Origin of the sequence: Tabrizicola sp., assembly GCF_034366665.1 — a bacterium.
GTDB lineage: Bacteria > Pseudomonadota > Alphaproteobacteria > Rhodobacterales > Rhodobacteraceae > Tabrizicola.
In genome coordinates this window covers 19,626-44,484 of the sequence record NZ_JAXMMF010000105.1, presented here as the reverse complement: position 1 = coordinate 44,484, position 24,859 = coordinate 19,626, and the positions used below count along the sequence as shown (strand labels likewise).

31 protein-coding genes and 1 pseudogene are annotated in these 24,859 nt (G+C 66.2%); 18 read left to right on the top strand and 14 right to left on the bottom strand.

Annotated elements, in window-relative coordinates; genetic code table 11:
* Position 1: 1 nt before the first annotated feature.
* Positions 2-901 (bottom strand): adenosylcobinamide-phosphate synthase CbiB, encoded by a 900-nt coding sequence (cbiB, locus tag U1E69_RS14415; protein WP_322245066.1) that lies wholly within the window; start codon positions 899-901, stop codon positions 2-4.
* Between the two features lie 223 nt (positions 902-1,124).
* Here cbiB and U1E69_RS14410 point away from each other — a divergent pair, with 223 nt between their 5' ends.
* Complete coding sequence (locus U1E69_RS14410) at positions 1,125-1,478, top strand: hypothetical protein (RefSeq protein WP_322245065.1); 354 nt, start codon at positions 1,125-1,127, stop codon at positions 1,476-1,478.
* Between the two features lie 78 nt (positions 1,479-1,556).
* Here the strand turns inward: U1E69_RS14410 and U1E69_RS14405 are convergent, their stop codons facing one another.
* Positions 1,557-2,090, bottom strand: a complete 534-nt coding sequence (locus U1E69_RS14405; RefSeq protein ID WP_322245064.1) for a L,D-transpeptidase family protein — start codon at positions 2,088-2,090, stop codon at positions 1,557-1,559.
* Positions 2,087-3,259 (bottom strand): MalY/PatB family protein, encoded by a 1,173-nt coding sequence (locus tag U1E69_RS14400; RefSeq protein ID WP_322245084.1) that lies wholly within the window; start codon positions 3,257-3,259, stop codon positions 2,087-2,089. Before U1E69_RS14400 ends, U1E69_RS14405 begins: the two co-directional genes overlap by 4 nt.
* Before the next feature lie 205 nt (positions 3,260-3,464).
* Between U1E69_RS14400 and def (U1E69_RS14395) the strand changes: the two genes are divergently transcribed.
* The 5 genes from def (U1E69_RS14395) (at position 3,465) to U1E69_RS14375 (ending at position 6,203) form a co-directional block, all read left to right on the top strand.
* On the top strand, positions 3,465-3,977 hold the full coding sequence (gene def / locus U1E69_RS14395) for a peptide deformylase (protein ID WP_322245063.1): 513 nt from the start codon (positions 3,465-3,467) through the stop codon (positions 3,975-3,977).
* A 63-nt stretch (positions 3,978-4,040) separates the two neighbouring features.
* A complete protein-coding gene (def, locus tag U1E69_RS14390; protein ID WP_322245062.1) occupies positions 4,041-4,526 on the top strand; it encodes a peptide deformylase in 486 nt (161 codons plus the stop codon).
* Complete coding sequence (gene def / locus U1E69_RS14385) at positions 4,523-5,026, top strand: peptide deformylase (RefSeq protein ID WP_322245061.1); 504 nt, start codon at positions 4,523-4,525, stop codon at positions 5,024-5,026. Before def (U1E69_RS14390) ends, def (U1E69_RS14385) begins: the two co-directional genes overlap by 4 nt.
* Positions 5,023-5,916 carry a methionyl-tRNA formyltransferase gene (gene fmt / locus U1E69_RS14380; protein ID WP_322245060.1) on the top strand — a complete coding sequence of 298 codons (894 nt, stop codon included), beginning with the start codon at positions 5,023-5,025 and terminating at the stop codon, positions 5,914-5,916. Before def (U1E69_RS14385) ends, fmt begins: the two co-directional genes overlap by 4 nt.
* Positions 5,917-5,969: 53 nt before the next feature.
* Positions 5,970-6,203 carry a GlsB/YeaQ/YmgE family stress response membrane protein gene (locus tag U1E69_RS14375; RefSeq protein ID WP_322245059.1) on the top strand — a complete coding sequence of 78 codons (234 nt, stop codon included), beginning with the start codon at positions 5,970-5,972 and terminating at the stop codon, positions 6,201-6,203.
* On the opposite strand, the gene U1E69_RS14370 is transcribed toward U1E69_RS14375, so the two are convergent.
* The 9 genes from U1E69_RS14370 to U1E69_RS14330 form a co-directional block, all read right to left on the bottom strand.
* Complete coding sequence (locus tag U1E69_RS14370) at positions 6,196-6,366, bottom strand: hypothetical protein (protein WP_322245058.1); 171 nt, start codon at positions 6,364-6,366, stop codon at positions 6,196-6,198. The two genes, U1E69_RS14375 and U1E69_RS14370, sit on opposite strands and share 8 nt — an antisense overlap.
* Before the next feature lie 370 nt (positions 6,367-6,736).
* Positions 6,737-7,372, bottom strand: a complete 636-nt coding sequence (locus tag U1E69_RS14365) for a trimeric intracellular cation channel family protein (protein ID WP_322245057.1) — start codon at positions 7,370-7,372, stop codon at positions 6,737-6,739.
* Positions 7,373-7,380: 8 nt separating this feature from the next.
* Positions 7,381-7,839, bottom strand: a complete 459-nt coding sequence (gene rnhA, locus U1E69_RS14360) for a ribonuclease HI (RefSeq protein ID WP_322245056.1) — start codon at positions 7,837-7,839, stop codon at positions 7,381-7,383.
* A gap of 4 nt (positions 7,840-7,843) precedes the next feature.
* Positions 7,844-8,305 carry a DUF3429 domain-containing protein gene (locus U1E69_RS14355; RefSeq protein ID WP_322245055.1) on the bottom strand — a complete coding sequence of 154 codons (462 nt, stop codon included), beginning with the start codon at positions 8,303-8,305 and terminating at the stop codon, positions 7,844-7,846.
* Positions 8,306-8,344: 39 nt separating this feature from the next.
* Entirely contained in the window at positions 8,345-8,827 is a 483-nt protein-coding gene (locus U1E69_RS14350) for a hypothetical protein (RefSeq protein WP_322245054.1), read from the bottom strand.
* Positions 8,824-9,273 (bottom strand): YdeI/OmpD-associated family protein, encoded by a 450-nt coding sequence (locus U1E69_RS14345; RefSeq protein WP_322245053.1) that lies wholly within the window; start codon positions 9,271-9,273, stop codon positions 8,824-8,826. The genes U1E69_RS14350 and U1E69_RS14345 overlap by 4 nt, the downstream gene beginning before the upstream one ends.
* Positions 9,270-10,223, bottom strand: a complete 954-nt coding sequence (ispH, locus tag U1E69_RS14340; protein WP_322245052.1) for a 4-hydroxy-3-methylbut-2-enyl diphosphate reductase — start codon at positions 10,221-10,223, stop codon at positions 9,270-9,272. The genes U1E69_RS14345 and ispH overlap by 4 nt, the downstream gene beginning before the upstream one ends.
* 215 nt (positions 10,224-10,438) lie before the next feature.
* Positions 10,439-10,867, bottom strand: coding sequence for a YqaA family protein (locus tag U1E69_RS14335; protein WP_322245051.1), 429 nt, complete (start codon positions 10,865-10,867; stop codon positions 10,439-10,441).
* A 40-nt stretch (positions 10,868-10,907) separates the two neighbouring features.
* Positions 10,908-11,483: an NYN domain-containing protein gene (locus U1E69_RS14330; protein ID WP_322245050.1), complete on the bottom strand. Its 576-nt coding sequence runs from the start codon at positions 11,481-11,483 to the stop codon at positions 10,908-10,910.
* A 133-nt stretch (positions 11,484-11,616) separates the two neighbouring features.
* Here U1E69_RS14330 and folK point away from each other — a divergent pair, with 133 nt between their 5' ends.
* The 12 genes from folK to U1E69_RS14270 all read left to right on the top strand — a co-directional run bounded on the left by folK (position 11,617) and on the right by U1E69_RS14270 (position 22,036).
* Positions 11,617-12,195 carry a 2-amino-4-hydroxy-6-hydroxymethyldihydropteridine diphosphokinase gene (gene folK, locus U1E69_RS14325; protein ID WP_322245049.1) on the top strand — a complete coding sequence of 193 codons (579 nt, stop codon included), beginning with the start codon at positions 11,617-11,619 and terminating at the stop codon, positions 12,193-12,195.
* Positions 12,196-12,278: 83 nt separating this feature from the next.
* Complete coding sequence (gene rpoZ / locus U1E69_RS14320) at positions 12,279-12,632, top strand: DNA-directed RNA polymerase subunit omega (protein ID WP_322245048.1); 354 nt, start codon at positions 12,279-12,281, stop codon at positions 12,630-12,632.
* 28 nt (positions 12,633-12,660) lie between these two features.
* Entirely contained in the window at positions 12,661-14,778 is a 2,118-nt protein-coding gene (locus U1E69_RS14315) for a bifunctional (p)ppGpp synthetase/guanosine-3',5'-bis(diphosphate) 3'-pyrophosphohydrolase (protein ID WP_322245047.1), read from the top strand.
* Between the two features lie 39 nt (positions 14,779-14,817).
* Complete coding sequence (locus tag U1E69_RS14310) at positions 14,818-15,522, top strand: DUF2062 domain-containing protein (RefSeq protein ID WP_322245046.1); 705 nt, start codon at positions 14,818-14,820, stop codon at positions 15,520-15,522.
* A 40-nt stretch (positions 15,523-15,562) separates the two neighbouring features.
* Positions 15,563-16,333, top strand: a complete 771-nt coding sequence (locus U1E69_RS14305; protein WP_322245045.1) for a pyridoxine 5'-phosphate synthase — start codon at positions 15,563-15,565, stop codon at positions 16,331-16,333.
* Positions 16,334-16,382: 49 nt separating this feature from the next.
* Positions 16,383-16,796: a holo-ACP synthase gene (acpS, locus tag U1E69_RS14300; protein WP_322245044.1), complete on the top strand. Its 414-nt coding sequence runs from the start codon at positions 16,383-16,385 to the stop codon at positions 16,794-16,796.
* 115 nt (positions 16,797-16,911) lie between these two features.
* The gene (gene lepB, locus U1E69_RS14295; protein WP_322245043.1) at positions 16,912-17,715 is read left to right on the top strand and encodes a signal peptidase I; all 804 of its coding nucleotides are present in this window, start codon (positions 16,912-16,914) and stop codon (positions 17,713-17,715) included.
* Between the two features lie 38 nt (positions 17,716-17,753).
* The gene (gene rnc / locus U1E69_RS14290) at positions 17,754-18,440 is read left to right on the top strand and encodes a ribonuclease III (RefSeq protein ID WP_322245042.1); all 687 of its coding nucleotides are present in this window, start codon (positions 17,754-17,756) and stop codon (positions 18,438-18,440) included.
* 167 nt (positions 18,441-18,607) lie between these two features.
* On the top strand, positions 18,608-19,519 hold the full coding sequence (era, locus tag U1E69_RS14285) for a GTPase Era (RefSeq protein WP_322245041.1): 912 nt from the start codon (positions 18,608-18,610) through the stop codon (positions 19,517-19,519).
* Between the two features lie 72 nt (positions 19,520-19,591).
* Positions 19,592-19,927: a DUF1491 family protein gene (locus U1E69_RS14280; protein WP_322245040.1), complete on the top strand. Its 336-nt coding sequence runs from the start codon at positions 19,592-19,594 to the stop codon at positions 19,925-19,927.
* 109 nt (positions 19,928-20,036) lie between these two features.
* The gene (gene recO / locus U1E69_RS14275; RefSeq protein ID WP_322245039.1) at positions 20,037-20,756 is read left to right on the top strand and encodes a DNA repair protein RecO; all 720 of its coding nucleotides are present in this window, start codon (positions 20,037-20,039) and stop codon (positions 20,754-20,756) included.
* Positions 20,757-20,818: 62 nt separating this feature from the next.
* Positions 20,819-22,036: an MFS transporter gene (locus U1E69_RS14270; protein WP_322245038.1), complete on the top strand. Its 1,218-nt coding sequence runs from the start codon at positions 20,819-20,821 to the stop codon at positions 22,034-22,036.
* A 76-nt stretch (positions 22,037-22,112) separates the two neighbouring features.
* On the opposite strand, the gene U1E69_RS14265 is transcribed toward U1E69_RS14270, so the two are convergent.
* Together U1E69_RS14265 and U1E69_RS14260 are read right to left on the bottom strand one after the other, a co-directional pair.
* Positions 22,113-23,123 (bottom strand): aldehyde reductase, encoded by a 1,011-nt coding sequence (locus U1E69_RS14265; RefSeq protein ID WP_322245037.1) that lies wholly within the window; start codon positions 23,121-23,123, stop codon positions 22,113-22,115.
* Positions 23,124-23,182: 59 nt separating this feature from the next.
* Positions 23,183-24,844: pseudogene (locus tag U1E69_RS14260) on the bottom strand (acyl-CoA dehydrogenase family protein).
* Positions 24,845-24,859 lie beyond the last annotated feature (15 nt).

Below are 24,859 nucleotides of genomic sequence, written 5' to 3'. Positions count from 1 at the left end.
GTTAGGTGAGCGCCACCAGAACGGCAACCGCCAGAAGGACGGCCCAGACCCGCCACAGCGCATCGGCGGCGGCGTCAATGTCGTCAGGGCCCGGGTCGCGGCGGCCTTCGGGCCAGACCCACGGATAGTGCTTGAGGACGCCGTTGTAGCTGCGCGGACCGGAGAGGGCGACGTTCAGAACCGGGGCAAGCGCGCTTTCCGGCCAGCCAGCGTTCGGGCTGCGGTGCTTTGGCGCGTCGCGAAGGATGGGCGCGGGATCAAGCCAGCCGTGGGTCACAGCGATCAGCAGCGCGGTCAGGCGGGCGGGGATCAGGTTCAGGACGTCGTCAAGGCGCGCAGAGGCCCAGCCGAAGTCTTTGTAGCGGGGGGTGAGATGGCCGATCATGCTGTCGGCCGTGTTGACCAGCTTGTAGGCGAGGATGCCGGGCAGGCCGAGAACGAGATACCAGAAGACCGGGGCGACGACGCCGTCCGACAGATTCTCGGCCGCACTTTCGATGGCCGCACGGCTGATGTCGGGGCCTGTCATCTGGGCCGTGTCGCGCCCGACGATCATCGCGACGGCGTTGCGGCCCTCGGGGATCGAGCGGCGGAGCGCGGTGGCCACGGCGCGGACGTGTTCGACCAGGCTTTTCTGCGCGACAAGGATGGCCACGGCAAGCGCCTCTAGCACGCCCTGGTCGGGGATCAGGTGGATCAGCCAGCCAAGGACGAGGCCGGTCAGCACAAGACCGGCGGCGACGAGCGTGCTCTTCAGTTTCAGCTCGCCGTCGCGGTTGAACCGGGCGTCGCACCAGCCGACAAGACGGCCCATCAGGACAGCCGGATGGGGCAGGCGGTTCCAAAGCCAGCGCGGCTCGCCAAAGGCGGCATCCAGCAGAAGGGCGACGATCAGGATCATGCGCAGGGCTATCGGCAGGCCGGGGATGATTCGCAAGCGGTTCCCGAAGTTTGCCGGCATTTCGCTGCGCAGCATGGCCTGGCCGCGGGTAGGGCAACCTGGGGTTGAGCAAATCCGTGTCCTGGGCGACATACACGGGTTACATTTCAGTAATACCCTTGTGGCAGCTTGATTTTTTAAAGGTCCGCCCCAGACTTTCAACGGGGACGAGTTCGAGGCTGCCATGCTTGAGTTTCTGCCGACGTATGTGCGCGAAGGGCTTGAAGCCGCGCGCAAGAAAGACCTGAAGCGCAAGTCGCGGCTTCGGGTGCAGGTGGGCGATGCCGTCTATCCGGTGCTGCGGTTCTGGGACAACGGCTTTGCGCTGGACGCCGATTTCTCGCCCGGAAAGCTGCGGGGCCTGGTCGATGTCTACGACGGGTCGCGTCATGTATTTCAGTGCCTGATCATGGCCTCCAGCATCGACAACGGCGAACTTGTCTGCGATTTCAAGCGGGCGACCGCGGTGTCCGACCGTGCGCCGCTGGACTTCTGGCGGGACGAGAATGCGCCGGTGGGGTACCTGCCGAAGGCCTGAACCGGGCCTCCTCGTGCGCCTTCGGCTTCTCGTCGGGACTTCAGCGAGGAGTGACGAAGTCATCGACGAGCGGTCCGGTCAGGGTCGGATTTCGACCGTTGTGCCCACGGGCGTCACGGCCCAGACCTCCCGCATCTCGGCATTGGTCAGGGCGATGCATCCCGCCGTCCAGTCCCCCTTGATCTTCATCCCGTCCGGCAGCGCATTGGGTTGGCCGTGGATGAAGATGTCGCCGCCGGGGGAATAGCCTTGTTCGGAGGCGCGGGCGATGTCGTCAGGATGGGGGTAGTTCAGCCCTATGGACAAATGAAAAGCGCTTTCAGAATTGCGGCGGTCGATGGCGAATTCGCCCTCGGGCGTCTTGCCGTCACCTTGTCGCAGCTTGTCTCCTTCGGGCGTGAAACCAAGGGCGATACGGTAGCTGCGCACCGCTTTGCCATCCTGGAAAAGCTGCATCCGCCGCGCGGCCTTCTCGATCACGATGTGGTCGATCTGCCCTGTCAGCGGCGGCGGGGGCGGCACCGGCCGCATCGGGCTGTAAAGCGAGGCCGCGATGAAGCCGAAACCGATCAGCAGGCAGAGATAGAGGAAAAGCCGCAGAAGCCGGGTCATTGCAGGTCGGCGAAGGCCCTTTGCAGCCGGGCCACGGCCTCGACGACTTGCGCGCGCGGGCAGGCCAGATTGAAGCGCAGGAAGGTCTCGCCGCCGGTCCCGAAGGCCGCGCCGTGGTTGGTGGCGATCTTGGCCTGCTTCTCGACCCGTTCGATGAACTCGGCCGGGGCCATGCCAGTGCCGGAGAAGTCCACCCAGGCCAGATAGGTCGCCTCCAGCGCCGTGGACTTTACGCCCGGGATATTGGCGATACCTTCGTCGAAAAGCTGACGGTTCCCGTCCAGATAGCGCATCAGCGCGTCGACCCAGGCGGCCCCTTCGGGCGAATAGGCGGCCGTCGCCATGTGCATCCCGAAGGAATTCGGCGAGATCCCCATCGCGTTGATCGTGCCGGCAAAGGTCTTGCGCAGGGCGGGGTCGGCGATGATGACATTGCCGATGTGGGCGCCGGCGATGTTGAAGGTCTTGGTGGTGGCGGTCATCATCACCAGCCGGTCCGCGATCTCGGGCGCGGCATTCGCCATGACGGTGTGCTTTTGCCCGGGGAACACGAGGTCATGATGGATCTCGTCCGAGACCAGGATCAGATCGTGCTTCACGCAGAAGTCGGCGATCTGGCGCAGCTCCTCTACCGTCCAGACCCGACCGCCGGGATTGTGCGGCGAGCAGAGGATCAGCATCTTCTCCGCTCCGGTAAGGTGCTGTTCCCAGGCGCTGGTGTCGACCTGCGCAAGGCCGTCCTGCAGGGTCAGCGGACATTCCGTCACCTCGCGGCCCGCCGCTTTGATGACGCGGGCGAAAGCGTGATAGACCGGCGTCATGAGGATCACCGCATCCCCCGGCCGTGTGTAGCTGTGAATGCAAAGCGCGGTGCCGTTGACAAGCCCGTGGGTGGTGAAGATCCAGTCCGGCTGCACCTCCCAGCCGTGGCGGTTGGCCATCCACCAGCGGATCGCATCCAGATAGGCGCGGTCGTCGCCGAAATAGCCGTAGACCCCGTGGTCCAGCATCTTCTGCAGCGCGTCCTGGACGACCTGCGGCGGCTTGAACTCCATGTCGGCGACCCACATCGCCAGACCCTCATCGGGTTTGAAGCCGTAAAGCGGTTCCAGCATGTCCCACTTGACGCAGTGGGACCCGGCGCGGGCGATGGGGGTGTCGAAGGTCATGTCGGTCGGCCTGTTCGTTGGGATGTTCATCCGATTATTCCATCATTGGCGGGAAGTCATCCCTAATTGCATCGTTTATTCAGAACTATGTCCTGTAATCCTGAAGCCAGCCGGGACGGCGTTCGGTGGGCGGTGGCTGACATTCACGCTTTGACTTCACTGCGTTCCTCTTGCCATGACGGGGCGGCTTTCGTAGATGGCAGACATGATCCGCCCTATCCTGATCCATCCTGACCCGCGCCTCAAGAAGCACTGCGATCCCGTGGCCGAAATCACGCCCGAGATCCGGCAGCTGGCCGCCGACATGCTTGAGACGATGTACGACGCTCCGGGCATCGGTCTTGCTGCGCCGCAGATCGGCGTGATGAAGCGGGTGATCGTGATGGACTGCATCAAGGAGGGGGACCCGGAGCCGATTGCCTTGGTCAATCCCGAGGTGGTCTGGTCGTCCGAGGATCTGTCGACCTATGAGGAAGGCTGCCTGTCGATCCCGGATCAATATGCCGACGTGAAGCGGCCGGCCGAAGTGACGGTGCGCTGGCTGGGGCTGGATGGCGAAGTGCAGGAACGGCAGTTTGCGGGGCTTTGGGCGACCTGCGTCCAGCACGAGATCGACCATCTGGATGGCAAGCTTTTCATCGACTACCTGGGTCCGTTGAAGCGCCAGATGATCACTCGGAAGATGGAAAAGCTGAAGCGTGAGCGGGCGCGGGGCTAAGTCGCAGGGGTGACATTTCCCTGCGACACGGCTAATCGGGCCTGAGATCCGAAGGGACGTTCCATGCTGCTGCCGATCCTGCGCTGGCCTGACCCGCGCCTTTCGCAACTCTGCGTCCCGGCGGTGCTGGACGCCGATCTGCGCGCCCTTGCCGCGGACATGCTGGAGACGATGTATGCCGCACCTGGGCGGGGGCTTGCGGCACCGCAGGTCGGGCGGCTGGTGCGGGTCTTCGTGATGGATGTGGGCTGGAAGACAGGCGACCCGACGCCGTTGGTCTTCGTGAACCCTGAACTGGAGCTTCTGGGCACCCGGGTCCTTGGCCCGGAAGGCTGCCTTTCGATCCCCTGCCCGGTGACCGAGGTCGAGCGAAATGCGCAGGTGCGGGCGCGCTGGACCGATCTGGACGGCGTGGCGCATGACGCGATCTTCGACGGATTTGCGGCGATCTGCATCCAGCATGAGTTTGACCACCTGAACGGCATCCTGACGCTGGACCGCCTTGGATCCGAGGCGCGGGCTTTGGCCGAGTCAGAGGTGCTGGCATGAGCGTTCGTCGCTGCCTGCCCTGGCCGAACCCTGTGCTGCGGACAGCGGCGGCGGATGTGCCAGCGATCACCGATGAGGTCCGCGCGATCTGGGCCGACATGATCGACACGATGGATGCGATGCCGGGATACGGGCTTGCGGCGGTTCAGATCGGGGTGCCCCTGCGGTTGGCGGTCGTCGATTGCTCCGAGGCGCGCGGTCAGGCGGTTCGGATGGCCAATCCCGAAGTGCTGCACGCCAGCGTCCAGTTGCGGGAACATGAGGAAGCCTCGCCCAATCTGCCGGGGGTGTCCGCCGTGATCCAGCGCCCAAGGGCGGTCACGGTCCGCTTTCTGAATGATCAGGGTGTCCTGGAAGAGCGGGATTTCGTCGGCCTCTGGGCGACGTCGGTCCAGCACCAGATCGACCATCTGGCGGGGAAGATGTATTTTGACCACCTCTCGCCTTTGAAGCGGAAGATGCTGATCGGCAAGGCGGAAAAGTTGGGGCGGCGCGGATGAAAATTGTTTTCATGGGGACGCCGGAGTTCTCTGTTCCGGTGCTTGACGCCCTGCACAAGACGCACGAGATCGTGGCCGTCTACTGTCAGCCGCCGCGTCCGGCGGGGCGGGGGAAAGCCGACCGGCCCAGCCCGGTGCAGGCCCGGGCCGAGGCTTTGGGGCTGGCAGTCCGTCACCCCGCCAGCTTGCGCGGCGACGTGGCCGTGGCAGAGTTCGCGGCGCTGGGGGCGGATGTGGCGGTCGTGGTCGCCTATGGGCTGATCCTGCCGCAGGTGGTGCTGGACGCGCCGCGCCTTGGCTGTCTGAACATCCACGCCTCGCTTCTGCCGCGCTGGCGTGGTGCGGCACCGATCCATCGGGCGATCATGGCGGGCGACAGGGAAACTGGAGTCTGCATCATGCAGATGGAGGCGGGGCTGGATACCGGTCCGGTCCTGCTGCGCGAAGCAGTGGAGATCGGGGCCGAGGAGACGACGGCCGACCTGCATGACCGGCTTAGCGCTTTGGGTGCGCGGCTGATCGTCGAGGCGTTGGAGCGGTTGCCCGGGCTGGACCCCCAACCGCAGCCCGCAGAAGGGGTGACCTATGCGGCAAAGGTCGACAAGGCCGAGGCGCGGGTGAACTGGACCCGCCCGGCGGTCGAGGTGGACCGGCTGATCCGGGGGCTTTCGCCGTTTCCGGGGGCCTGGACCGAGGTGCAGGGCGAGAGGGTAAAACTTCTCCGCTCGCGCCTGGCCCAAGGTGAGGGCGCGCCGGGACAGGTCCTGCAGGGCTTCACGGTGGCCTGCGGAACCGGAGCCGTCCAGATCACCGAGGCGCAGCGCGAAGGCAAGCGGCCCATGCCGGCGACCGAGATCCTGCGTGGTCTGATTTTGCCTGAGACACTATAGCGCAGGGGGCATCGGGTTCCCATATTCCGCTGACAGGACGGGGGAGGGACGCCATGCCGCTTGTCGCACTTCTGGTTGTCGGGGTTGCCGTGGGCTTTCTGGCCTCGCGTATCCTGAAGGTGAACCTGGATACCCCGTCGACCATCGCGCTTGGGGTTCTGGGCGCGCTGATCGGCAGCCTGGTTCTGCGCGGACTGACCATGCTGGCCGGGATCGGCGCGGGGTTTGTCGGCGCGCTTCTGGGCGCGCTGGTGCTGATCTGGGCCTGGAAGACCTACGCTAAGTAAGCCGCTTCACGGCGTCCTTCAGCCGGAACGCCGACTCGCCCGCAGCGGACCACAGGCCCTGACCCTGCCAGGCGGCGAACAAGAGCGCCGCACTTTCGCGGGCTTTGACACCTGCCCCAAGGCGCATGGCCAGGGCGGTCTCGACCCCCCATGCGCCAACCATGCGCCCGCTCTGCCAGGTCCGGGTGGCGCAGGTCCGTGGCTATGGACCGGGCATCGAACGGCCCGATGGCCTTGAGCAACCCTTGCGGCCCCTTGTCCGATGTCGCCGCGATGGCTTGCACCGTGCGATGCTCAAGCGCGTCCCAGGCGGCATGACGTGCGGCGCGGATCATCCCCTCGACGCTGCCATAGCGCTGCACCAGGGTCGGGGGTGCCAGCCCCGTCGCCTTACCGACCGACCCGAACGAGACCGCTTTTTCTCCGCCATGCTCCAGCAGTCGCTGGATGGTGGCGAAGACCTGGGCATCGGGAATGGTGCGGGAGCGTGGCATAAGGAAAGGCTAAACGAATGTTTGTTCACCTTGCAAGCCTTAGCGCTTTGGTGCGCCCGGGCTTGGCGGTTGCGACTTGTAGACCGGCAGCCGCCAGCCAAGCGCGATGCTGCCCGCCCGCAAGATGAAGACAATGGCCGAGCAGGTCACCAGCGACAGGCCGTCCCCGAGGCCCGCGAGCCGCGCCAGGACCGCTCCCAGCGATCCGGCCAGAGCGCAGGTCGCGTAAAGCTCGCCCTGTTTCAGGACCAGCGGGACTTCGTTGCAGACCACATCCCGCATGAGGCCGCCCAGACAGCCGGTGATCATGCCCATGACCAGCACGATGGGCCAGGCCTGCGCCTCGGCCAAAGCCACCGCGACCCCGGCGGGGACGGCGATGGCCAGGGCGGCCGCATCGAACCAGAGAAGCGCGCGGTAGCGGCTTTCCAAGAGGTGCGCGGTGAAGAAGACCAGCACGGCGGCGATGGTGGCGACGCCCAGGGTGAGTGGATCGGCGACCCAGAACACCTCACGGTTCAGGATCGCATCGCGCAGCGTGCCGCCACCGACGGCGGTGAGGCAGGCGATGAAGATGAAGCCGACGATGTCCAGCTGCGACCGGCTGGCCGCCAACGCCCCGGTCAGGGCGAAGACCAGCACCGAGGCATAGTCCAACGTGTCGAGAAGCGTCATGCCTCCCATCAGACTGACGCCTTGAACGGGGCCATGCCCGCCCTTGCCAGTTCATCCGCGCGTTCGTTCTCTGCATGGCCCGCATGGCCCTTGATCCAGCGCCAGGTTACCTTGTGGGTCGCCGCGGCAGCCTCAAGCCGTTGCCAAAGCTCGACATTCTTCACCGGACTGCCGCCTGCGGTCCGCCAGCCCTTGCGCTTCCATCCGGCGATCCACTCGGTGATCCCGTTCTTCACATAGGCGCTGTCGGTGACGATGGTCAGCTCGGTCGGGCGGGTCAGCGCCTCCAGCGCCGAGATCGCGGCCAGAAGCTCCATCCGGTTGTTGGTGGTCAGGGGTTCGCCGCCTTGCAGGGTGCGTTCCTTGACGACGGCGCCGTTTTCGCGCGCGACCATCAGCACGCCCCAGCCGCCGGGGCCGGGATTCCCGGAACAGGCACCATCGGTATAGGCGAACAGGTCGGGCATTGCGTCAGGCCTGCAACGGGATGGCAAGGCAGCCAAGGACGACCACGGTCAGCATGACCCGCAGCCGCAGCCACCAGCGCGGCGCAAGGCCCCAGGCCTGGAACATCGCGTCCAGAAGGAGGAGGCCGACGAATCCCGCCGCAAGGAAGATGGCCGAGGTGTCCGAGGCGTCAGAGACCATTATGAACACCCAAAGTGCCGGGATGACCGACAGGGTGTAGGCGATGGCGGCCTCGCGGCCTTCGGCCCTGGTCGCAAAGCCCCACAGGACGCCGGACATGAAGGACAGGATCACGGTGCCATAGGTCAGCCCGACGTAAGACCCCAGGAACATTGGCTGCAGGAACTGACCGGCCCAGGCCGAGAGGCCGGGCGATAGATGCGTGGCCGCCGACCAGAGGAACGGGATCAGCCCGGCAAGACCGAGGAGGAGGGCAGGGCGGGGAATGCGGGTGTCGTCGGTCATGCGGCTGATCTAGCGTGACCGCGCGCGCAAGGCCAGCGTTCAGTCGGGATCAAGGAAGCGGTCGAAGCGCGAGGGGATCGCGGCGGTGATGGCTGACAGGACCGGGGCGATGCGGGCCGAGTCGGCCTCGACCGGTTGCTCGATGAGCTTGATCTCGGCACCGTCGACGAACACCCGCCCCCCGGTGAGGCCCCCGCCGACCATTGGAGTATCGGTCTCTCGCGCCGGTTTTGCGGCGAGGCCGCTGTTGCGTGCGGCCGTGGTGATCGCGTCCAGAGCGTCCAGGCCAACCTTGGCGCGGCGGGATTTGCAGGCGGGGCCTTCGGTCTCATATCCCGTGCAATGCTTCAGGGTCAGCGCGCCGTCGGCATGGATGGTGACCGTGGTATCCCAGGCGTATTCCGGGGGCAGGCTGCCGGAGTCGGTCCAGTATTCGGCCAGGATCGGGGCGTCTTCGGCCTGAACCGGGACGGGCAGGGCGGCGGCAAGGGCGAAGGCGAGGCAGAGGAAACGGGCGGTCATGCAAGGTCCTCGATCAGCTTGGCGATGCGTTTCTGGCGGGTGGTGTCGGTCTTGGCGGTGGCGATCTGATAGAGCAGCCCGCGCCTTTTGCCGGGCGTGAGCGCCTTCCAGGCCGCCAGCACGCCGCCTGATCGCAGGGCGGCTTCGATATCGGGGTCAAGGTCGACGCGGTCGTCCGGGGCGGGGCGGAGGCGGACCTCGACCGGCTCACCCGGCTGGATGCCGATGCGGTCCAGAAGGCTTTGCCCGGTCCAGAGGAAGACCCCCTCGACCACCGGCGCGCGGGAGAGGGCGAGGTTGACGGGATGATCGGCGATCTCGCCTTCGACCCGGCGGCAGGGGCCAAGGTCGGTCAGGGCGGCATCAGGCAGACGCAGGATGGTGTAGGTCGCCCGCCCCCAGGTCAGGGGTTCCACCCGACCTTCGAAGGCGACCCAACCGGTCATGCAGGCTCGCGCAGGATGCGGGGGACCTTGAATTCGATGTCTTCGACGGCGGTCTCAACCAGGTCGAGGGTGACGGTGTAGCGGGCGCGGAAGGCGTCGATGACTTCGTTGACCAGGACTTCGGGCGCGCTGGCCCCGGCGGTGAGGCCGATGGCGCGGGCCGTTGCGAGGGCACGCCAGTCGATGTCGGTCGCGCGCTGGATCAGCATGGAATAGGGGCAGCCCGCCGCCGTGCCGACCTCGACCAGGCGTTTGGAGTTCGAGGAGTTGGGCGCGCCGATCACGAGGAGGGCGTCGATCTTCGGGGCGACGGCCTTGACGGCGGCCTGGCGGTTGGTGGTGGCGTAGCAGATGTCGTCGTGGGCGGGGGCGTGGATCAGCGGGAAGCGGGATTTGAGGGCGGCGGCGATGTCGGCGGTGTCGTCGACCGAGAGGGTGGTCTGGGTGATGAAGGCGAGCTTCGCGGGGTCGCGGACCTGGAGTTTCGCCACGTCCTCGACGGTCTCGACCAGGAGGACCTCACCCGGCGGAAGCTGGCCCATCGTGCCGACCGTCTCGGGGTGGCCGTCGTGGCCGATGTAGATCATCTGGGTCCCGGCGTCGTGGTGGCGGGCGGCCTCGTTGTGGACCTTGGTCACCAGGGGGCAGGTGGCGTCGACGGCGATCATGTTCCGCTGGGCGGCCTCGGCGGGAACCGACTTTGGCACTCCGTGGGCCGAGAAGACGACGGGGCGGTCGGTGGGGCAGTCGTCCAGTTCCTCGACGAAGACGGCTCCCTGGGCTTTCAGGGCGTCGACGACGAACTTGTTGTGGACGATCTCGTGCCGGACGTAGACTGGGGCGCCCCATTTCTGGATCGCCAGCTCGACGATCTTGATCGCGCGGTCCACCCCGGCACAAAAGCCGCGAGGGGCGGCGAGGTAGAGGGTCAGGGGGGGCAGGTCGGGCATCGGCGGGCCTTCGGCTGGGGTTGGGACAGATTTACGGGGCGCAGGGGGCCGCGTCCAGTGCCCGCGCGTGGGCAGTTTGGCGCAGTAAGGAATTTCAACGGGTTGGCTAGGGGCGGTCAGGATCGGTTCACCGTGACCCTCCTCGTGCGCCTTCGGCTTCTCGTCGGAAAGACGCCGCAGCGAGGAGGCCCGCAGGGCTACGACGAGCGGTGCCGTCAAGCCCCGAAGGCCGCCGCGCCAAGCCAGCCAAGCACGATATAGCGCCCGGTCTTGGCGATGGCGACCAGCAGAAGGAACACCGGAAACGGCACCCGAAGCACCCCCGACAGCGCCACGATCATGTCGCCGAAGGGTGCCCAGGACAGCAGAAGAAGCCACAGGCCCCAGCGGCCCCACCACCCCTCCGCCCGGGCCATCTGCACCGGTTTCAACGGAAACCAGCGGTGGTCGCGCTGGTCCGAAAGCCAGCGGCCAAGGGCATAGGTGACGCAAGAGCCGAGCGTGTTGCCGATCGAGGCGACGACGACCAGGGCAAAGCTGTCCCACCCTGCGGCCTGCAGGCCCAGGAAGACCAGTTCGGACTGGAACGGCACCGGCGTCGCCGCCAGAAAGGCCGCAAGAAAGAGGCCTGCAAGGGCGATCATGACCGGGGCCCCCGTGCCCCGGTCACGATGGTTGCAGGTCTCACTTTGCGTCGACCGTGGCCTCTTCGTTGGTCACGGGACGCGGTTCGCGCGGCGGACGGCCGATCACTTCGCGCAACTCGTCCAGCTCGATGAAGTTGTCGGCCTGGCGACGCAGTTCGTCCGCGATCATCGGCGGCTGGCTGCGGATCGTCGAGACGACCGAAACGCGAACCCCCTGACGTTGCAGGCTTTCCACCAGCGGGCGGAAGTCCCCGTCGCCCGAGAACAGCACGATATGATCGACCCGCGCCGCAAGCTCCATCGCATCGACGGTCAGTTCGATGTCCATGTTGCCTTTCACCTTCCGCCGTCCCTGGCTGTCGGTGTATTCCTTTGCGGGCTTCGTGCGCATGGTGAAGCCATTGTAATGCAGCCAGTCCACCAGCGGCCGGATCGGAGAATAATCATCGTTTTCCAGAAGCGCCGTGTAGTAGAAGGCGCGCAAAAGCTTTCCCCGGCGCATGAACTCCATTCTCAGGAGCTTGTAGTCGATGTCGAACCCCAGTGCCTTGGCCGCGGCGTAAAGGTTCGAACCATCGATGAACAGCGCAAGCCGTTCGTCTTTGTAAAACATTCTGTGTCCCCTCAAAGTCGCCGCAAGATCAAACCTAGCCAGTCCAAAGACGCAATCAGGAAATCCAACGGCCAACGTGCAGTAAATAACAGCCGGATGCGGCTACACACAAGAGAACTAAAGGATAATACCGATGGACGAAAGCATGGGGACGCCCGCTTTGGTTGCGCTTGGCGCAAACCTGCCATTTGCAGGCGAACCCCCGGCCGAGACGCTTCGGCAGGCGTTGAAAGCGCTTGCAACAGAAGGCCTTTCAGTTCTTGCGGTTAGCCGGTTCTACGCCACGCCCTGCTTTCCGGCCGGGACCGGGCCGGATTACGTGAACGCGGCGGCGGTCCTGGCGCAGGGCAAGGGAAGTGACGCAACGTCACTCTTGGCGGCCCTGCACGCGGTGGAAGAGCGTTTTGGCCGGGTGCGCAACAAACGCTGGGGAATGCGCACTTTGGACATTGATCTGCTGGCGATGGGCGATTCGGTGCTGCCTGATCCGGCGACACAGGATTCCTGGCGGGCGCTGCCGCCCGAAGCCCAGGTCCAGGCGGTGCCCGACCGGCTGATCCTGCCGCATCCCCGGTTGCAGGACCGGGCCTTCGTGCTTGTCCCGCTGGCCGATGTGGCGCCAGACTGGGTGCATCCCCGCACGGGGCAAAGCGTGGCCGAGATGCTGGCGGCCTTGCCCGAAGCGGATCGCGCGACCGTGAAACCACTTTGATTTTGCCCGATTTGCCGCTTGTCAAGACATTCCACCCGGCATAATAAGGCCACTTCCAGCGAAGCTTCCGATTGGAGTATCCCATGGCCCGCGTGACGGTCGAAGATTGCGTTGACAAGGTCCCGAACCGGTTCGAGCTGGTGATGCTTGCCGCCCATCAGGCGCGAGAGATCCAGGCGGGCTCGCCCGTCACGGTGGACCGTGACAACGACAAGAACCCCGTTGTCGCCCTGCGCGAGATCGCGGACGAGGCGCAGCAGGCCGAAGTCCTGCGCGAGCGGATGATCGAAAGCTATCAGACCCAGATCGAGGTCGACGAGCCCGAGGAAGACCAGATGGCGCTTCTGATGGGCGGCGAGATGGATCGTCCGATGGTCGACGACATGTCGGAAGAAAAGCTCCTTCGCGCCCTGATGGAAGCCCAGGGCGAGTTCTGACGGGGACAAGACCCGTAAAGGGGCGGTGATGATTGACGTCGAAGACCTCATCGCCCTGGTCCGCAATTACAATCCGCGCTGCAATGCCGACCTGATCCGCCGGGCCTATGCCTACGGGTTCAAGATGCACGACGGCCAGATGCGCAAGTCGGGCGAGCCGTATTTCACCCATCCCGTCGCCGTCGCCGCCATCCTGACCGAGCAGCGGCTGGACGACGCCACGATCGTCACCGCGCTGCTGCACGACACGATCGAGGATACGCGGTCAACCTATGCCGACGTCGCCGCGATGTTTGGCGAGGAAGTGGCCGAGCTGGTGGACGGGGTCACCAAGCTGACCAACCTGCAGCTGTCCAACACCGAAAGCCAGCAGGCCGAGAACTTCCGCAAGCTTTTCATGGCGATGTCCCGCGATCTGCGGGTGATCCTGGTCAAGCTGGGCGACCGGCTGCACAACATGCGCACGATTCGCAGCATGAGCCCGGAAAAGCAGGCCCAGAAGGCGCGCGAGACGATGGAGATCTTTGCTCCATTGGCCGGGCGGATGGGCATGCAGTGGATGCGGGAAGAGCTGGAGGATCTGTCCTTCAAGGTCCTGAACCCCGAAGCGCGCAATTCGATCCTGCGGCGGTTCCTGACCTTGCAGAAGGAATCCGGCGACGTCGTCCACAAGATCACGGCCGACATCCTGCACGAGCTGGAAAAGGCGCAGATCGACGCCGATGTGTTCGGCCGGGCGAAGAAGCCGTTCTCGATCTGGCGCAAGATGCAAGAGAAGGACCTGGCCTTCAGCCGCCTGTCCGACATCTACGGCTTTCGGGTCATCTGCGGGTCGGTGGCGGATTGCTACCGCATCCTGGGCGTGATCCATCAACGCTGGCGCGCGGTGCCGGGGCGGTTCAAGGACTATATCAGCCAGCCGAAGAACAACGGCTATCGGTCGATCCACACCACGGTCAGTGGTCGCGACGGCAAGCGGGTCGAGGTGCAGATCAGGACCCGCGAGATGCACGAGGTGGCCGAGGCCGGTGTCGCGGCGCATTGGTCGTACCGTGAGGGCGTGCGGGCGGTGAACCCCTTTGCGGTGGACCCCGCAAAATGGATCGCGACGCTGACCGAACGGCTGGACGAAGGCGACACGGACGAGTTTCTGGAGCACGTCAAGCTTGAGATGTATTCGGACCAGGTGTTCTGCTTCACGCCCAAGGGGGATGTGATCCAGATGCCGCGCGGGGCGACTCCGCTGGATTTCGCCTATGCGATCCATACGCGGATCGGGAATTCCTGCGTGTCGGCCAAGATCGACGGGATCCGGGTGCCCCTGTGGACGCGGCTGAAGAACGGCCAGTCGATCGAGATCATCACGGCGGAAGGCCAGCGCCCGCAGTCGTCCTGGATCGACATCGTGACGACGGGGCGGGCGAAGGCGGCGATCCGGCGGAGCTTGCGCGAGGAGGACCGGGGGCGGTTCGTCAAGCTGGGGCAAGAACTGGCGCGGGCGGCTTTTGACCACGTAGGCAAGAAGGCATCGGACAAGGCGCTGCGGACCGCAGCCAAGATGCTGGGGCTGGCGGACGAAAACGACCTTCTGGCGCGGCTCGGCTCGGCCGAGATGCCGGCGCGGCGGGTGGTCGAGATCCTGTATCCCGAACTGGCGCAGGCCGTGGCCGAGGAAGTGGACGCCAAGCGCCCCGTCGTCGGGCTGACCGCCGATCAGGACTTCCGCCGGGCGCGCTGCTGCCAGCCGGTCCCGGGCGAGCGGATCGTGGGGATCACCTATCGGGGTCAGGGGGTCGTGGTCCACGCCATCGACTGCCCCGCGCTGGAGGAGTTCGAGGACCAGACCTCGCGCTGGGTGGACCTGCACTGGCACTCGGGCCGTCACAAGCCCGTGTTCACGGTCAGCCTTGATCTGACCATTTCGAACGACGCGGGCGTGCTGGGCCGCATCTGCACGCTGGTGGGTGAGCAAAAAGCGAACATCTCGGACCTGCGCTTCACCGACAGGAAGCCGGATTTCTACCGCCTGATCATTGACGTGGACTTGCGCGACGTCGAACATCTGCACATGGTCATGACGGCTCTGGAAGCCGAGACGGATGTGGCGCAGATATCGCGTCATCGGGATTTGACACGTCGGCCATAGGGTCGGACAGCGGGGGCAGGGCCCGGCAGAGAGGCGACGTTGGTTTTCAGACGTAGGGACAAGTTGGGCTGGGGCGCGTGGCTGCGCGAGCAGGTCTATCCGCGCTCGGGCTTCAAGCGTGCGACCCGTTATGTCGTGTATCGGATGCGCCGCCTGCCGGATCAGCCGCACCGCGTGGCGCGGGGGGTCTTCGCCGGGTTCTTCATCGGGTTCCTGCCCTTGCCGGGGCTGCAGTTCCTGGCGGCCTGGGGCATGGCGCGGCTGATGCGCGGCAATGTTCTGGCGGCCCTTCTGGGCACGTTCAACACCAACCCGCTGACGACCCCTCCCTTCACGGTGTTCTCGGTCTGGCTGGGCCACTGGATCCTGGGGATCGAGGCACCGTTGAATGCCAAGTATATCCTCGGCGCGCTGGAGAATGCGGGCCATGACCTCTGGTTCAACTTCATGGCGCTGTTCGGACCCGAGAAGGCGCAGTGGGACGGGCTGATCCAGTTCTGGAATGAGATCTACCTGCCCTGGCTGATTGGCGCGCTTGGCCCGGCCATCGTCATCAGCGCCGTCGCCTATTACGTCACGATCCCCCTGGTCGAGGCCTATCAGAAGGCCCGCGCCGCCACCGCGCATGAGCGGGCCGAGCGGCGCGGCAAGATGCGGGCCAAGCTGGCCGAGGCGGCGGCAAAGCTGAAACGCCGCAGCGAAAAAGGCGGCGAGGACGATGACGACAGCCTTGGCGCGCCCTAGACTGTCTGACAGCGCGGACTGAAAACGCGGGAAGGCCGACATGACCCAATCACTGCAAAAGCCCGGCAAGCTTCGGCTTGGGGTGAACATCGACCACGTGGCCACAGTGCGGAACGCGCGCGGCAGCGCCTGGCCCGACCCGCTGCGTGCTGCGCTTCTGGCCGAGACGGCCGGTGCCGACGGGATCACCGCGCACCTGCGCGAGGATCGCCGCCATATCCGCGATTCGGATATCGAGGCGCTGATGGCGGGGATCGCCATTCCGCTCAACTTCGAATGTGCCGCCACGGCCGAGATGCAGGCCATCGCGCTTCGCCACAAGCCGCATGCCATCTGCCTGGTGCCTGAAAAGCGCGAGGAACGGACAACCGAAGGGGGCCTCGACGTGGCCTCGGACCAGAACCGTCTGGCGGATTTCATCACTCCGCTGCGCGAGGCCGGATGCCGGGTCAGCATGTTCATCAGCCACGACCCCCGCCAGATCGAGGCCAGCGCCCGGATCGGCGCGGCGGTGGTTGAGCTGCACACCGGGCTTTATTCGGAACTCCTTGCCGATGGTCACACCAGCCTGGCCGAGCGGGAGTTGGCCTCGCTGCAGGCCGGGGCAGAGTTTGCCGCCAGCCTTGGGCTTGAGGTCCATGCCGGCCACGGGCTGACCTATGACAACGTCGAACCCATCGCGGCGATCCCGGAGCTGGCCGAGCTGAACATCGGACATTTCCTGATCGGCGAGGCGATTTTCCGCGGTCTGGAAGCGTCCATCGACGAAATGCGCCGCCGCATGGACCTGGCGCGCGGATTGATCGCGTGACACCGGACTTCGGTGTCACCCTCGGACCGCGCGCGGGTGGCGGTGCGCCATGATCCTGGGCATCGGCACCGACCTCGCCAACATCGAGCGGATCGAAAAGACGCTGGAACGCCACGGCGACCGCTTCAAGATGCGGGTCTTTACCGATACCGAGCAGCGCAATGGCCAGGGGGCGCGCTTCGGCCTTGCGGCGACCTATGCCAAGCGCTGGGCGGCGAAGGAAGCGTGCTCGAAGGCGCTGGGCACCGGGTTGCGGATGGGGATCAGCTGGAAGGACATGGCGGTGACGAACCTGCCCTCCGGCCAGCCGGTAATGCATGTGACGGGCTGGGCGGCGGAACGACTGCGCGCGATGACCCCGGCGGGCCACGAGGCGCTGATCCATGTCACTCTGACCGACGATCACCCCTGGGCGCAGGCTTTCGTGGTGATCGAAGCAAGGCCGCTGTCTTCGGCACGGTAGGAAGGTCGCCGCCACCTGCAGGCCATGCCACAGCCGCGCGGTAACAGCCGGTTGCCTTGACTTCGCCCCGTGCTTGCGCGCAAGAAGCGGCAAACCGACAAGAGGCAGGACAGGCATGGCGAGCGGCAACAAGGGCGATGGCGGCATCGTCGAGACGATCAAGACGGTCTTCTGGGCGCTGGTGATCGCAATCGCTTTCCGGTCGATCCTGTTCCAGCCGTTCTGGATCCCGTCCGAGTCGATGAAGGACACGCTGCTGATCGGCGACTTCCTTTTCGTCAACAAGATGGCCTACGGCTATTCGCGCTATTCCTGCGAAATCCCCTTCACCACGATCAGCCTTTGCCCGGTGTCGGGCCGGGTCCTGGCCGGTGAGCCCGAGCGCGGCGATGTGGTCGTCTTCCGGCACCCGACCGCAGGGTCGGACTATATCAAGCGGCTGGTGGGCCTGCCGGGCGACAAGATGCAGATGCGCGATGGCGTCCTTTACATCAACGGCGTTGCGGCGCCGCAGACCCCGGACGGCGTCTTCGAAGAGGTGATGGAGGCGCAAGGTCCGATGCGCAACCGCCCGCGCTGCGAGAACGGCGCCGTGGGCGAGGGTGGCATCTGCACCAAGAGCCGCTTCATCGAGACCCTGCCCGAGGGCCGCCAGCACCATGTGCTGAACATCGACACCGACGGCGCGGGCGACAACACCGACGTTTTCACTGTGCCCGAGGGCCATTACTTCGTGATGGGCGACAACCGCGACAACTCGACTGACAGCCGTTTTCCGCAGGCTGTGGGTGGGGTGGGCTTCCTGCCGGCAGAATTCCTGATCGGCCGGGCGGACCGGATCATGTTCTCGTCGGCAGGGCGCAGCCTGTTCTATTTCTGGACATGGCGCGCCGACCGGTTCTTCAAGGCGATCGAGTGACGAGGGCCGGGTGAGGGTGGGCAAGTGAGGGCGGGCAAGTGAGGTTGGCGGCGGACCTGCAGGCCTTCCAGGGCCGCCTTGGGCACAGCTTCCGCAAGCCCGACCTGCTGGTGCGTGCGGTGACGCATGCGTCCATCGGCTCGGCGACGCGGCCCGACAATCAGCGGCTGGAGTTCCTGGGCGACCGGGTGCTGGGGCTGGTGATGGCCGAGGCTCTGCTGTCGGCCGACACCGGTGCGCGTGAGGGTCAGCTGGCCCCGCGCTTCAATGCTCTGGTCCGCAAGGAGACCTGCGCCGACGTCGCGCGCGAGGTGGGTCTGGGCGAGGTGCTGAAGCTGGGGCGCAGCGAGATGCTGACCGGGGGCCGCCGCAAAGAGGCTCTGCTGGGCGACGCGATGGAGGCGGTGATCGCCGCTGTCTATCAGGACGCAGGCTTTGAGGCGGCGCGGGCGTTGGTCCTGCGGCTGTGGCGCGACCGGATCGCGGCGGTGGAACCTGACGCGCGGGATGCCAAGACCAGCCTGCAGGAATGGGCGCAAGCCCGCGGGATGCCGCCGCCCGCCTACGAGGAAGCCGGCCGCTCCGGCCCCGACCACGCGCCGCAGTTCACGGTGCGGGTCACCCTGGCGAACGGCGCGACGGCCGAGGCGACGGCAGGGTCGAAGCGCGTCGCGGAACAGGCGGCGGCACGATTGCTCTTGGAGCGGGTGGGCGGCGAGGGCTAGCGTGTCGCGATGTCTGCTCGTCGAGCACTTCGTGCACTCCTCGCAAGGCTGCCTCCGCGACGAGTGCACGAAGTGCTCGAGGAGCTTTTCCAGCGGCGCGGAATGCCAACTGGCCTTTTGCGCCCGTTTCGCCTATGGGGACGGCTTAACGAAAGGGTTGCCACGACATGACCACACGCGCGGGCTTCGTCGCCCTGATCGGAGAGCCCAACGCGGGCAAGTCCACGCTTCTGAACCGGATGGTGGGGGCGAAGGTCAGCATCGTCACGCACAAGGTGCAGACGACGCGGACCCGGATCCGTGGGGTCTGCATGGAGGGGCAAAGCCAGATCGTGTTTGTCGATACTCCCGGCATCTTCCGGCCCCGGCGGCGGCTGGACCGCAGCATGGTCAAGGCGGCTTGGGGCGGGGCGTCGGATGCCGACATCATCGTCCTTCTGATCGAGGCGCAGCGCGGGCTGACCGAGGGGGTCAAGGCGATCATCGACCGGCTGAAGGACGAGATGCCGAAGGGCCAGCCCGTCGCCCTTGCGATCAACAAGCTGGACCGGGTGAAGGCAGAAACTCTGCTGGCGCTGGCCGAGGAGGCGAATGCGGCGTTCCCCTTCGCAAAGACCTTCATGATCAGCGCCGAAAAGGGCTATGGCGTGGCCGACCTGCGGGAATGGCTGGCGGCCGAGGTCCCGGAGGGCCACTGGTTCTACCCCGAAGACCAGATCGCCGACCTGCCGATGCGGATGATCGCGGCCGAGATGACGCGGGAAAAGCTGACGCTGCGCCTGCACGAGGAACTGCCCTACCAGCTGACTGTCGAGACGGAAAAGTGGGAGGACAAGCCCGACGGGACCACGCGGATCGACCAGATCGTCTATGTCGCCCGCGACGGCCACAAGGGGATTGTGCTGGGCAACAAGGGCGAGACGATCAAGAGCGTGGGCCAGGCCGCGCGCGCCGATATCAGCGAGTTCCTGGGGCGGACGGTGCACCTGTTCCTGCAGGTGAAGGTGCGGCCGAACTGGCTGGACGAACCCGAGCGCTATTCCGAGATGGGGCTGGATTTCAAGGACGGCGATGCGTGAGGCCGCCGAATTCTTCGAAGAATTCGGGCAAATTCCTGCGAAGGAATTTGGTCCCGGCGGCGGTGCAGCGCAATGAGCGCGCGGCTTGCCTCGGGCATGTGGGTGTCGGCCTACCTCACGCGGCTGCGGCTGGCGGATGTTCCGGCCTATGTCACGGCGAAGGGTGATCCCGAGGCGGGGGCTGTGGTGGTCAAGGTCGCGCTGTTGGACGGGACCGCGCGGGCCTATGAGCGGCGGTCGGACCTGATGACCGGGGCGCGGGCCTGGATCCTGCTGGCCGAGGGGCCGGAGGCTGAGGTGGATGCGTTGGTTACCCGCACCAAGGGCCGTGACCCCGATCTTTGGGTGATCGAGCTGGAGGATCGGCAGGGGCGGACCTTGCTGGACGAAGACGGGCTGGCGGACTGAAGCGACCCCGCCCCGGACTTGATCCGGGGCCTCCCCGTCGCCTGCCTGACCCTGGATCAGCTGCCGGGCGGGGTTGCGCGGGACCCGTGGTCCCCCGATAGTCCCTCGCATGGATTGGCGCGACGAGGGCATTCTTCTGTCCATGCGGCCGCATGGCGAGACCTCGGCGATTGTCGAGGTGCTGACCGCTGCGCATGGGCGACACATGGGCGTGGTGCGGGGTGGGGCCTCGCGCAAGATGGCCGCCAGTCTGCAACCGGGGACCGGCCTGAGGTTGGACTGGCGGGCGCGGCTGGATGATCACATCGGCAGCTTCACGGTCGAGCCGGTGAAATCCCGCGCGCATCTTCTGGCGGACCGGCTGGCGCTGGCGGGGCTTTTGTCGGTCTGTGCCTTGCTGCACGAGGCGCTGCCGGAACGCGAGCCGCATCCGGCGCTGTGGCGCAGGACCCTGGCGCTGATGGATCTGCTGGGGGACGAGGGCTGGACGGGCGCATACGTCCGGTGGGAGCTGTGCCTTCTGGAGGAGATCGGATTTGGCCTGGACCTTTCCGCCTGCGCCGTCACCGGGGCGACCGACGGGTTGGCCTATGTCAGCCCCAAGACGGGCCGGGCGGTGACGGCCAGGGGTGCGGGGGACTGGGCGGACCGGCTGATCCCCCTGCCCGAGGGCCTGGACGGCGAGGGGCCGCTGGCGCCAGAGGCGGTGGCGATGGGCCTGCGGCTGACCGGCTTCTTCCTGGACCGCGAGTTGCGCCCGGTCCTGCACGAGCGGCCCCTGCCCGAGGCACGGTCGCGGCTGGTCGACCTCTTGTCCCGTCCGGCGTGATGCGACGTCGGATGTCGGCTTTGTGACAGACGGAACCGGGGACCCGCCGTCCAAGTGACGCAATGGCCAATCGTTACATTCCGCTGGCGCTGCGCCACAGCCCCACCCCCCGGATCGAGCATTTTGCGCTGCTGTCGGGGCTGGATGCCTCGATCCGGGGGATGCTGATCTCGACCATGCCGCTGGTGGTCTATGACGCGCTGCACGATGCGCAGGCGACGTCGGTGGCGTTCTTCATCTCGGGCGTCGTGGCGCTGATCTGGGGGCTGATGGTGCCCTGGGCGGCGCGCAAGATCCCGCGGCGCTGGACCTATACCGGGGGGGTGTGCCTCTATCTGGTCGGCAACACGCTGGGAGCGATCGGGACGGTCTGGTCGGTGCCGATGGCGCTGATCTGCAATGCGATGGCGACGGTGACGATCTTTGTCTGCCTGAACGCCTATGTGCTGGACTATGTCGACCGCGCGAACCTGGGGCGCAGCCAGTCGACCCAGATGGTCTATGCCGCAGCACCTTGGGCCATCGGGCCGATGGCGGGGGTCTGGCTCTATCACCAGTGGCACGCGCTGCCCTTCATCGCCTCGGGCCTCTTCGCCTTCATCCTGCTGGTCTGCTTCTGGGTCCTGCGGCTGGGCAACGGCAAGCAGATCACCCGGGCCAAGCGGCCTGCGGTGAACCCGCTGGGGTATCTTGGCCGGTTCTTCAGCCAGCCCCGGCTGATCGCGGGCTGGATGTTCGCGGTGATGCGAAGCTGCGGCTGGTGGGTCTACGTGGTCTACCTGCCGATCTTCTGCATCGAGGCGGGCCTGGGCGACAAGGTCGGCGGCATCGCGCTGTCGATCACCAACGCCTCGCTGTTCGCGGCCCCTGCCCTGAACCGGCTGGCGCGGCGGTTGTCGGTGCGGCGGTCGGTGCGCTTTGCCTTCGGGGTCTGCGGCGTGCTGTTCCTGGCGGCGGGGCTGCTGGCCTTCCTGCCCTGGGCCAGTGTGGCGCTGATCATGACGGCGTCGATCTTCCTGGTGACCCTGGACGTGGTCGGCGGCCTGCCGTTCCTGATGTCTGTAAAGCCGTCCGAGCGGACCGAGATGTCGGCGGTGTATTCCAGCTTCCGGGACGTCTCGTCGATCCTGACGCCGGGGGCGGCCTGGCTGGTCCTGTGGGTCGCGCCCTTGCCGGGGATCTTCGTAGCCGCGGGGGTGGGCCTTCTGGCCTCATGGATGGTTGCGGGGCGGTTGCATCCCCGGCTGGGCGTGCAAAGACCGTCGCACGGCGGCCCTTGAAGCCGCTCCTCGATGGTCTTCGACCACTCGTCGCTGGCGGCACAGCGAGGAGGAGACGAAGTCGAACGAGGAGCGGTCAGGCCCAGATCCTGCCGTGCCTGACCAGCCAGTCGGCGGAAGCCAGCAGCGCGGCCTTCGGCGCGATGAACTCCATCCCCATTTCCTTGACCGCCCGTGCGTTCGAGACGCGTTCCAGGTGACCAAGCTTGGGCAGGATTGCCTTGATCGAGGGATCGAAGACCGACAGGAGCCGGACGATGGCCTTCGGCGCCTCGCGCGTCGGAATGCGGCGGGTGGGGTAGGCGGCCTTCAGGGTGCGGCCCATGTCGACGAAGGCCATCGAGCCGGAGGAGGCCAGGTAGCGCCGCCCCTCGGTCTCGGGGCGTTGCAGGGCGCGCAGGTGCATCTCGGCCACGTCGCGGACATCCACCACGGGCAGGCCCATCGGCGGCAGCATCGGGTCGCGGCCCTTGAGGAACCGCTCCACGAGGCCAAGTGAAGATCCGTAGTGTTCGTCCAGGGGCGGCCCAAGGACCAGGCCGGGGTTGATCGTCGTCAGCTTCAACCCGCGGGTCTTGGCGATCTCCCACGCGGTGCGTTCGGCTAGGGTCTTGGACTTGGCATAGGGCGTGGTCGTGGCCAGGTGGACGTCGCACCAGTCGGCCTCGTCCTGCAGGGTGTCGGGCTTGGCCTCGTTGATCACGGCGGCGGTGGAAGAGGTCAGGATGACCCGCGTCACACCTGCTGCGGCGGCGGCCTTAAGGACGCGCTCGGTCCCTTCGACCGCGGGGCGGATCACTGTTGCGGGGTCCTTCGGCTGGGTGATCGGAAAGGGCGAGGCTGTGTGCACCAGGGCCGAGACGCCAAGCATCGCTTCGGCCCAGCCTGCATCGGATTCAAGGTCAGCCTGGACAAAGGAAAGCGTGCCCGCGTGTTCGGTCAGATAGGGGGCCAGGGCGGCGCGGACCTCATCGGCCCGGTCCATCCGGCGCAGGGTTCCGCGCACCGAATAGCCCGCGTTCAACAGCTTGAGCGCCACATGTTTCGCAATGAAGCCGGAGACCCCGGTCAGCAGCACCACGTCCATGCCCGACTCTCCCCTACCCTGCCCAAAGGATTAGGCCGGATGGTCGGCAAATCAATCCCTTACTCCAGCAGGCGCCGCGCGATCACCTGGGCTTGAATCTCGGCGGCCCCTTCGAAGATGTTCAGGATGCGCGCGTCGCAGAGGATGCGGCTGATCCGGTATTCCAGCGCAAAGCCGTTGCCGCCGTGGATCTGCAGCGCGTTGTCGGCGCTGGCCCAGGCGACGCGGGCGCCCAAAAGCTTGGCCATCCCGGCCTCGACATCGCAGCGCTTGTCGTGGTCCTTCTGCCAGGCGCTGAAATAGGTCAGCTGGCGGGCGATCATGATTTCGACGGCCATCATCGCAAGCTTGGATTCGATGCGGGGGAATTCGATCAGCGATTTGCCGAACTGCTTGCGGTCCTCGGCGTATTGCATGCCGGTTTCCAGAGCCGACTGGGCGACGCCGATGGCGCGGGCCCCGGTCTGGATGCGGGCGCTCTCGAAAGTCTGCATCAGCTGCTTGAAGCCCTGGCCTTCGACCTGGCCCAGAAGGTTCGCCCCATCGACGCGGAAGTCGTCGAAGTTGACGGTGTATTCCTTCATGCCGCGATAGCCGAGCACCTCGATCTCGCCGCCGGACAACCCCTGGTCAACGAACGGCGTCTCGTCCGTGCCGGGGGTCTTTTCGGCCAGAAACAGCGACAGGCCGCGGTAGTCGGTTGTCCCTTCGACGCTGCGCGCGAGGACGGTCATGACGTGGGTGCGGGCGGCGTGCGTGATCCAGGTCTTGTTGCCGGTGATGATCCAGTCGTCCCCGTCCTTGCGGGCCCGCGTGCGCAGGGAGCCAAGGTCCGAACCGGTGTTCGGCTCGGTGAAAACGGCGGTGGGCAGGATCTCGCCCGAGGCAAGGCCGGGCAGCCACTTTGCCTTCTGCTCTTCGGTGCCGCCGCAGAGGATAAGTTCGGCGGCGATCTCGGTGCGGGTGCCAAGCGACCCGACGCCGATGTAGCCGCGCGAGAGTTCTTCGCTGACGACGACCATGCTGGCCTTCGACAGGCCGAAGCCGCCGTAGGCTTACGGGATGGTCATGCCGAAGACGCCCATCTCGGCAAGCTCCTGGATCACCTCCATCGGGATCAGCTCGTCCTTCAGATGCCAGTCGTGGGCGCGGGGAATGACCTTCTCGTCCGAGTAGCGGCGGAACTGGTCGCGGATCATCTCCAGCTCTTCATCCAGGCCGGTGGCCCCGAAGGTCGCCCGCCCGTGGTTGTCGCGCATCAGGGCGACGAGCGCATGGCGCGCCTCGGCGGTATTGCCTTGCGCCATCAGTTTGGTCGCCGCCGGGCCGGGGGTCCAGGTCAGGCCAAGATCCGACAGGCGCGCGAACTCGGTCTGGCTCATCGGGATGCCGCCCGCGATCTGGGTCAGGTATTCCCCGAAGCCGATCTGCAGGATCAGCGCCTCCATGTCGCCAAACTGTCCGGCCGTCGCAAGGCGCCCGGCCCAGGCGTCCAGCTGGCGCAGCGCCTCGACGTATGTGGCCAGCCAGGCCATCGCATGCGCCTGATATTGTCTGGCTTCCAGCGCCTGGTTTGACACCTTGCCGCCGGTGGAGACCTGCGCTTTCAGCTGGTCGCGGGCACCGGTGAACAGCGCCTCGACCTGCGGCAGGGCGGCGGCGGTCAGCGCCTGAAGGTCTGAAAGGATCGGGGACTGGGTCATGACTTGTCCGTCAGGCATGGGTCGGCTCCGGCA

Excerpts from the sequence above, each read along its gene's own strand:
- U1E69_RS14265 (WP_322245037.1), bottom strand. The coding sequence starts at position 23,123 with ATGGACGTGGTGCTGCTGACCGGGGTCTCCGGCTTCATTGCGAAACAT.
- U1E69_RS14305 (WP_322245045.1), top strand. The coding sequence starts at position 15,563 with ATGACCCAATCACTGCAAAAGCCCGGCAAGCTTCGGCTTGGGGTGAAC.
- U1E69_RS14345 (WP_322245053.1), bottom strand. The coding sequence starts at position 9,273 with ATGACCGGTTGGGTCGCCTTCGAAGGTCGGGTGGAACCCCTGACCTGG.
- rnhA (WP_322245056.1), bottom strand. The coding sequence starts at position 7,839 with ATGCCCGACCTGTTCGCCTATACCGATGGTGCCTGTTCCGGGAATCCC.
- U1E69_RS14370 (WP_322245058.1), bottom strand. The coding sequence starts at position 6,366 with ATGGTTGGCGCATGGGGGGTCGAGACCGCCCTGGCCATGCGCCTTGGG.
- U1E69_RS14270 (WP_322245038.1), top strand. The coding sequence starts at position 20,819 with ATGGCCAATCGTTACATTCCGCTGGCGCTGCGCCACAGCCCCACCCCC.
- acpS (WP_322245044.1), top strand. The coding sequence starts at position 16,383 with ATGATCCTGGGCATCGGCACCGACCTCGCCAACATCGAGCGGATCGAA.
- cbiB (WP_322245066.1), bottom strand. The coding sequence starts at position 901 with ATGATCCTGATCGTCGCCCTTCTGCTGGATGCCGCCTTTGGCGAGCCG.
- U1E69_RS14335 (WP_322245051.1), bottom strand. The coding sequence starts at position 10,867 with ATGATCGCCCTTGCAGGCCTCTTTCTTGCGGCCTTTCTGGCGGCGACG.
- U1E69_RS14410 (WP_322245065.1), top strand. The coding sequence starts at position 1,125 with ATGCTTGAGTTTCTGCCGACGTATGTGCGCGAAGGGCTTGAAGCCGCG.
- def (WP_322245062.1), top strand. The coding sequence starts at position 4,041 with ATGCTGCTGCCGATCCTGCGCTGGCCTGACCCGCGCCTTTCGCAACTC.
- folK (WP_322245049.1), top strand. The coding sequence starts at position 11,617 with ATGGACGAAAGCATGGGGACGCCCGCTTTGGTTGCGCTTGGCGCAAAC.
- ispH (WP_322245052.1), bottom strand. The coding sequence starts at position 10,223 with ATGCCCGACCTGCCCCCCCTGACCCTCTACCTCGCCGCCCCTCGCGGC.
- U1E69_RS14365 (WP_322245057.1), bottom strand. The coding sequence starts at position 7,372 with ATGACGCTTCTCGACACGTTGGACTATGCCTCGGTGCTGGTCTTCGCC.
- def (WP_322245061.1), top strand. The coding sequence starts at position 4,523 with ATGAGCGTTCGTCGCTGCCTGCCCTGGCCGAACCCTGTGCTGCGGACA.
- U1E69_RS14355 (WP_322245055.1), bottom strand. The coding sequence starts at position 8,305 with ATGACCGACGACACCCGCATTCCCCGCCCTGCCCTCCTCCTCGGTCTT.
- U1E69_RS14350 (WP_322245054.1), bottom strand. The coding sequence starts at position 8,827 with ATGACCGCCCGTTTCCTCTGCCTCGCCTTCGCCCTTGCCGCCGCCCTG.
- U1E69_RS14400 (WP_322245084.1), bottom strand. The coding sequence starts at position 3,259 with ATGACCTTCGACACCCCCATCGCCCGCGCCGGGTCCCACTGCGTCAAG.
- U1E69_RS14315 (WP_322245047.1), top strand. The coding sequence starts at position 12,661 with ATGATTGACGTCGAAGACCTCATCGCCCTGGTCCGCAATTACAATCCG.
- U1E69_RS14330 (WP_322245050.1), bottom strand. The coding sequence starts at position 11,483 with ATGTTTTACAAAGACGAACGGCTTGCGCTGTTCATCGATGGTTCGAAC.
- rpoZ (WP_322245048.1), top strand. The coding sequence starts at position 12,279 with ATGGCCCGCGTGACGGTCGAAGATTGCGTTGACAAGGTCCCGAACCGG.
- U1E69_RS14280 (WP_322245040.1), top strand. The coding sequence starts at position 19,592 with ATGAGCGCGCGGCTTGCCTCGGGCATGTGGGTGTCGGCCTACCTCACG.
- era (WP_322245041.1), top strand. The coding sequence starts at position 18,608 with ATGACCACACGCGCGGGCTTCGTCGCCCTGATCGGAGAGCCCAACGCG.
- U1E69_RS14405 (WP_322245064.1), bottom strand. The coding sequence starts at position 2,090 with ATGACCCGGCTTCTGCGGCTTTTCCTCTATCTCTGCCTGCTGATCGGT.
- def (WP_322245063.1), top strand. The coding sequence starts at position 3,465 with ATGATCCGCCCTATCCTGATCCATCCTGACCCGCGCCTCAAGAAGCAC.
- recO (WP_322245039.1), top strand. The coding sequence starts at position 20,037 with ATGGATTGGCGCGACGAGGGCATTCTTCTGTCCATGCGGCCGCATGGC.
- lepB (WP_322245043.1), top strand. The coding sequence starts at position 16,912 with ATGGCGAGCGGCAACAAGGGCGATGGCGGCATCGTCGAGACGATCAAG.
- U1E69_RS14375 (WP_322245059.1), top strand. The coding sequence starts at position 5,970 with ATGCCGCTTGTCGCACTTCTGGTTGTCGGGGTTGCCGTGGGCTTTCTG.
- fmt (WP_322245060.1), top strand. The coding sequence starts at position 5,023 with ATGAAAATTGTTTTCATGGGGACGCCGGAGTTCTCTGTTCCGGTGCTT.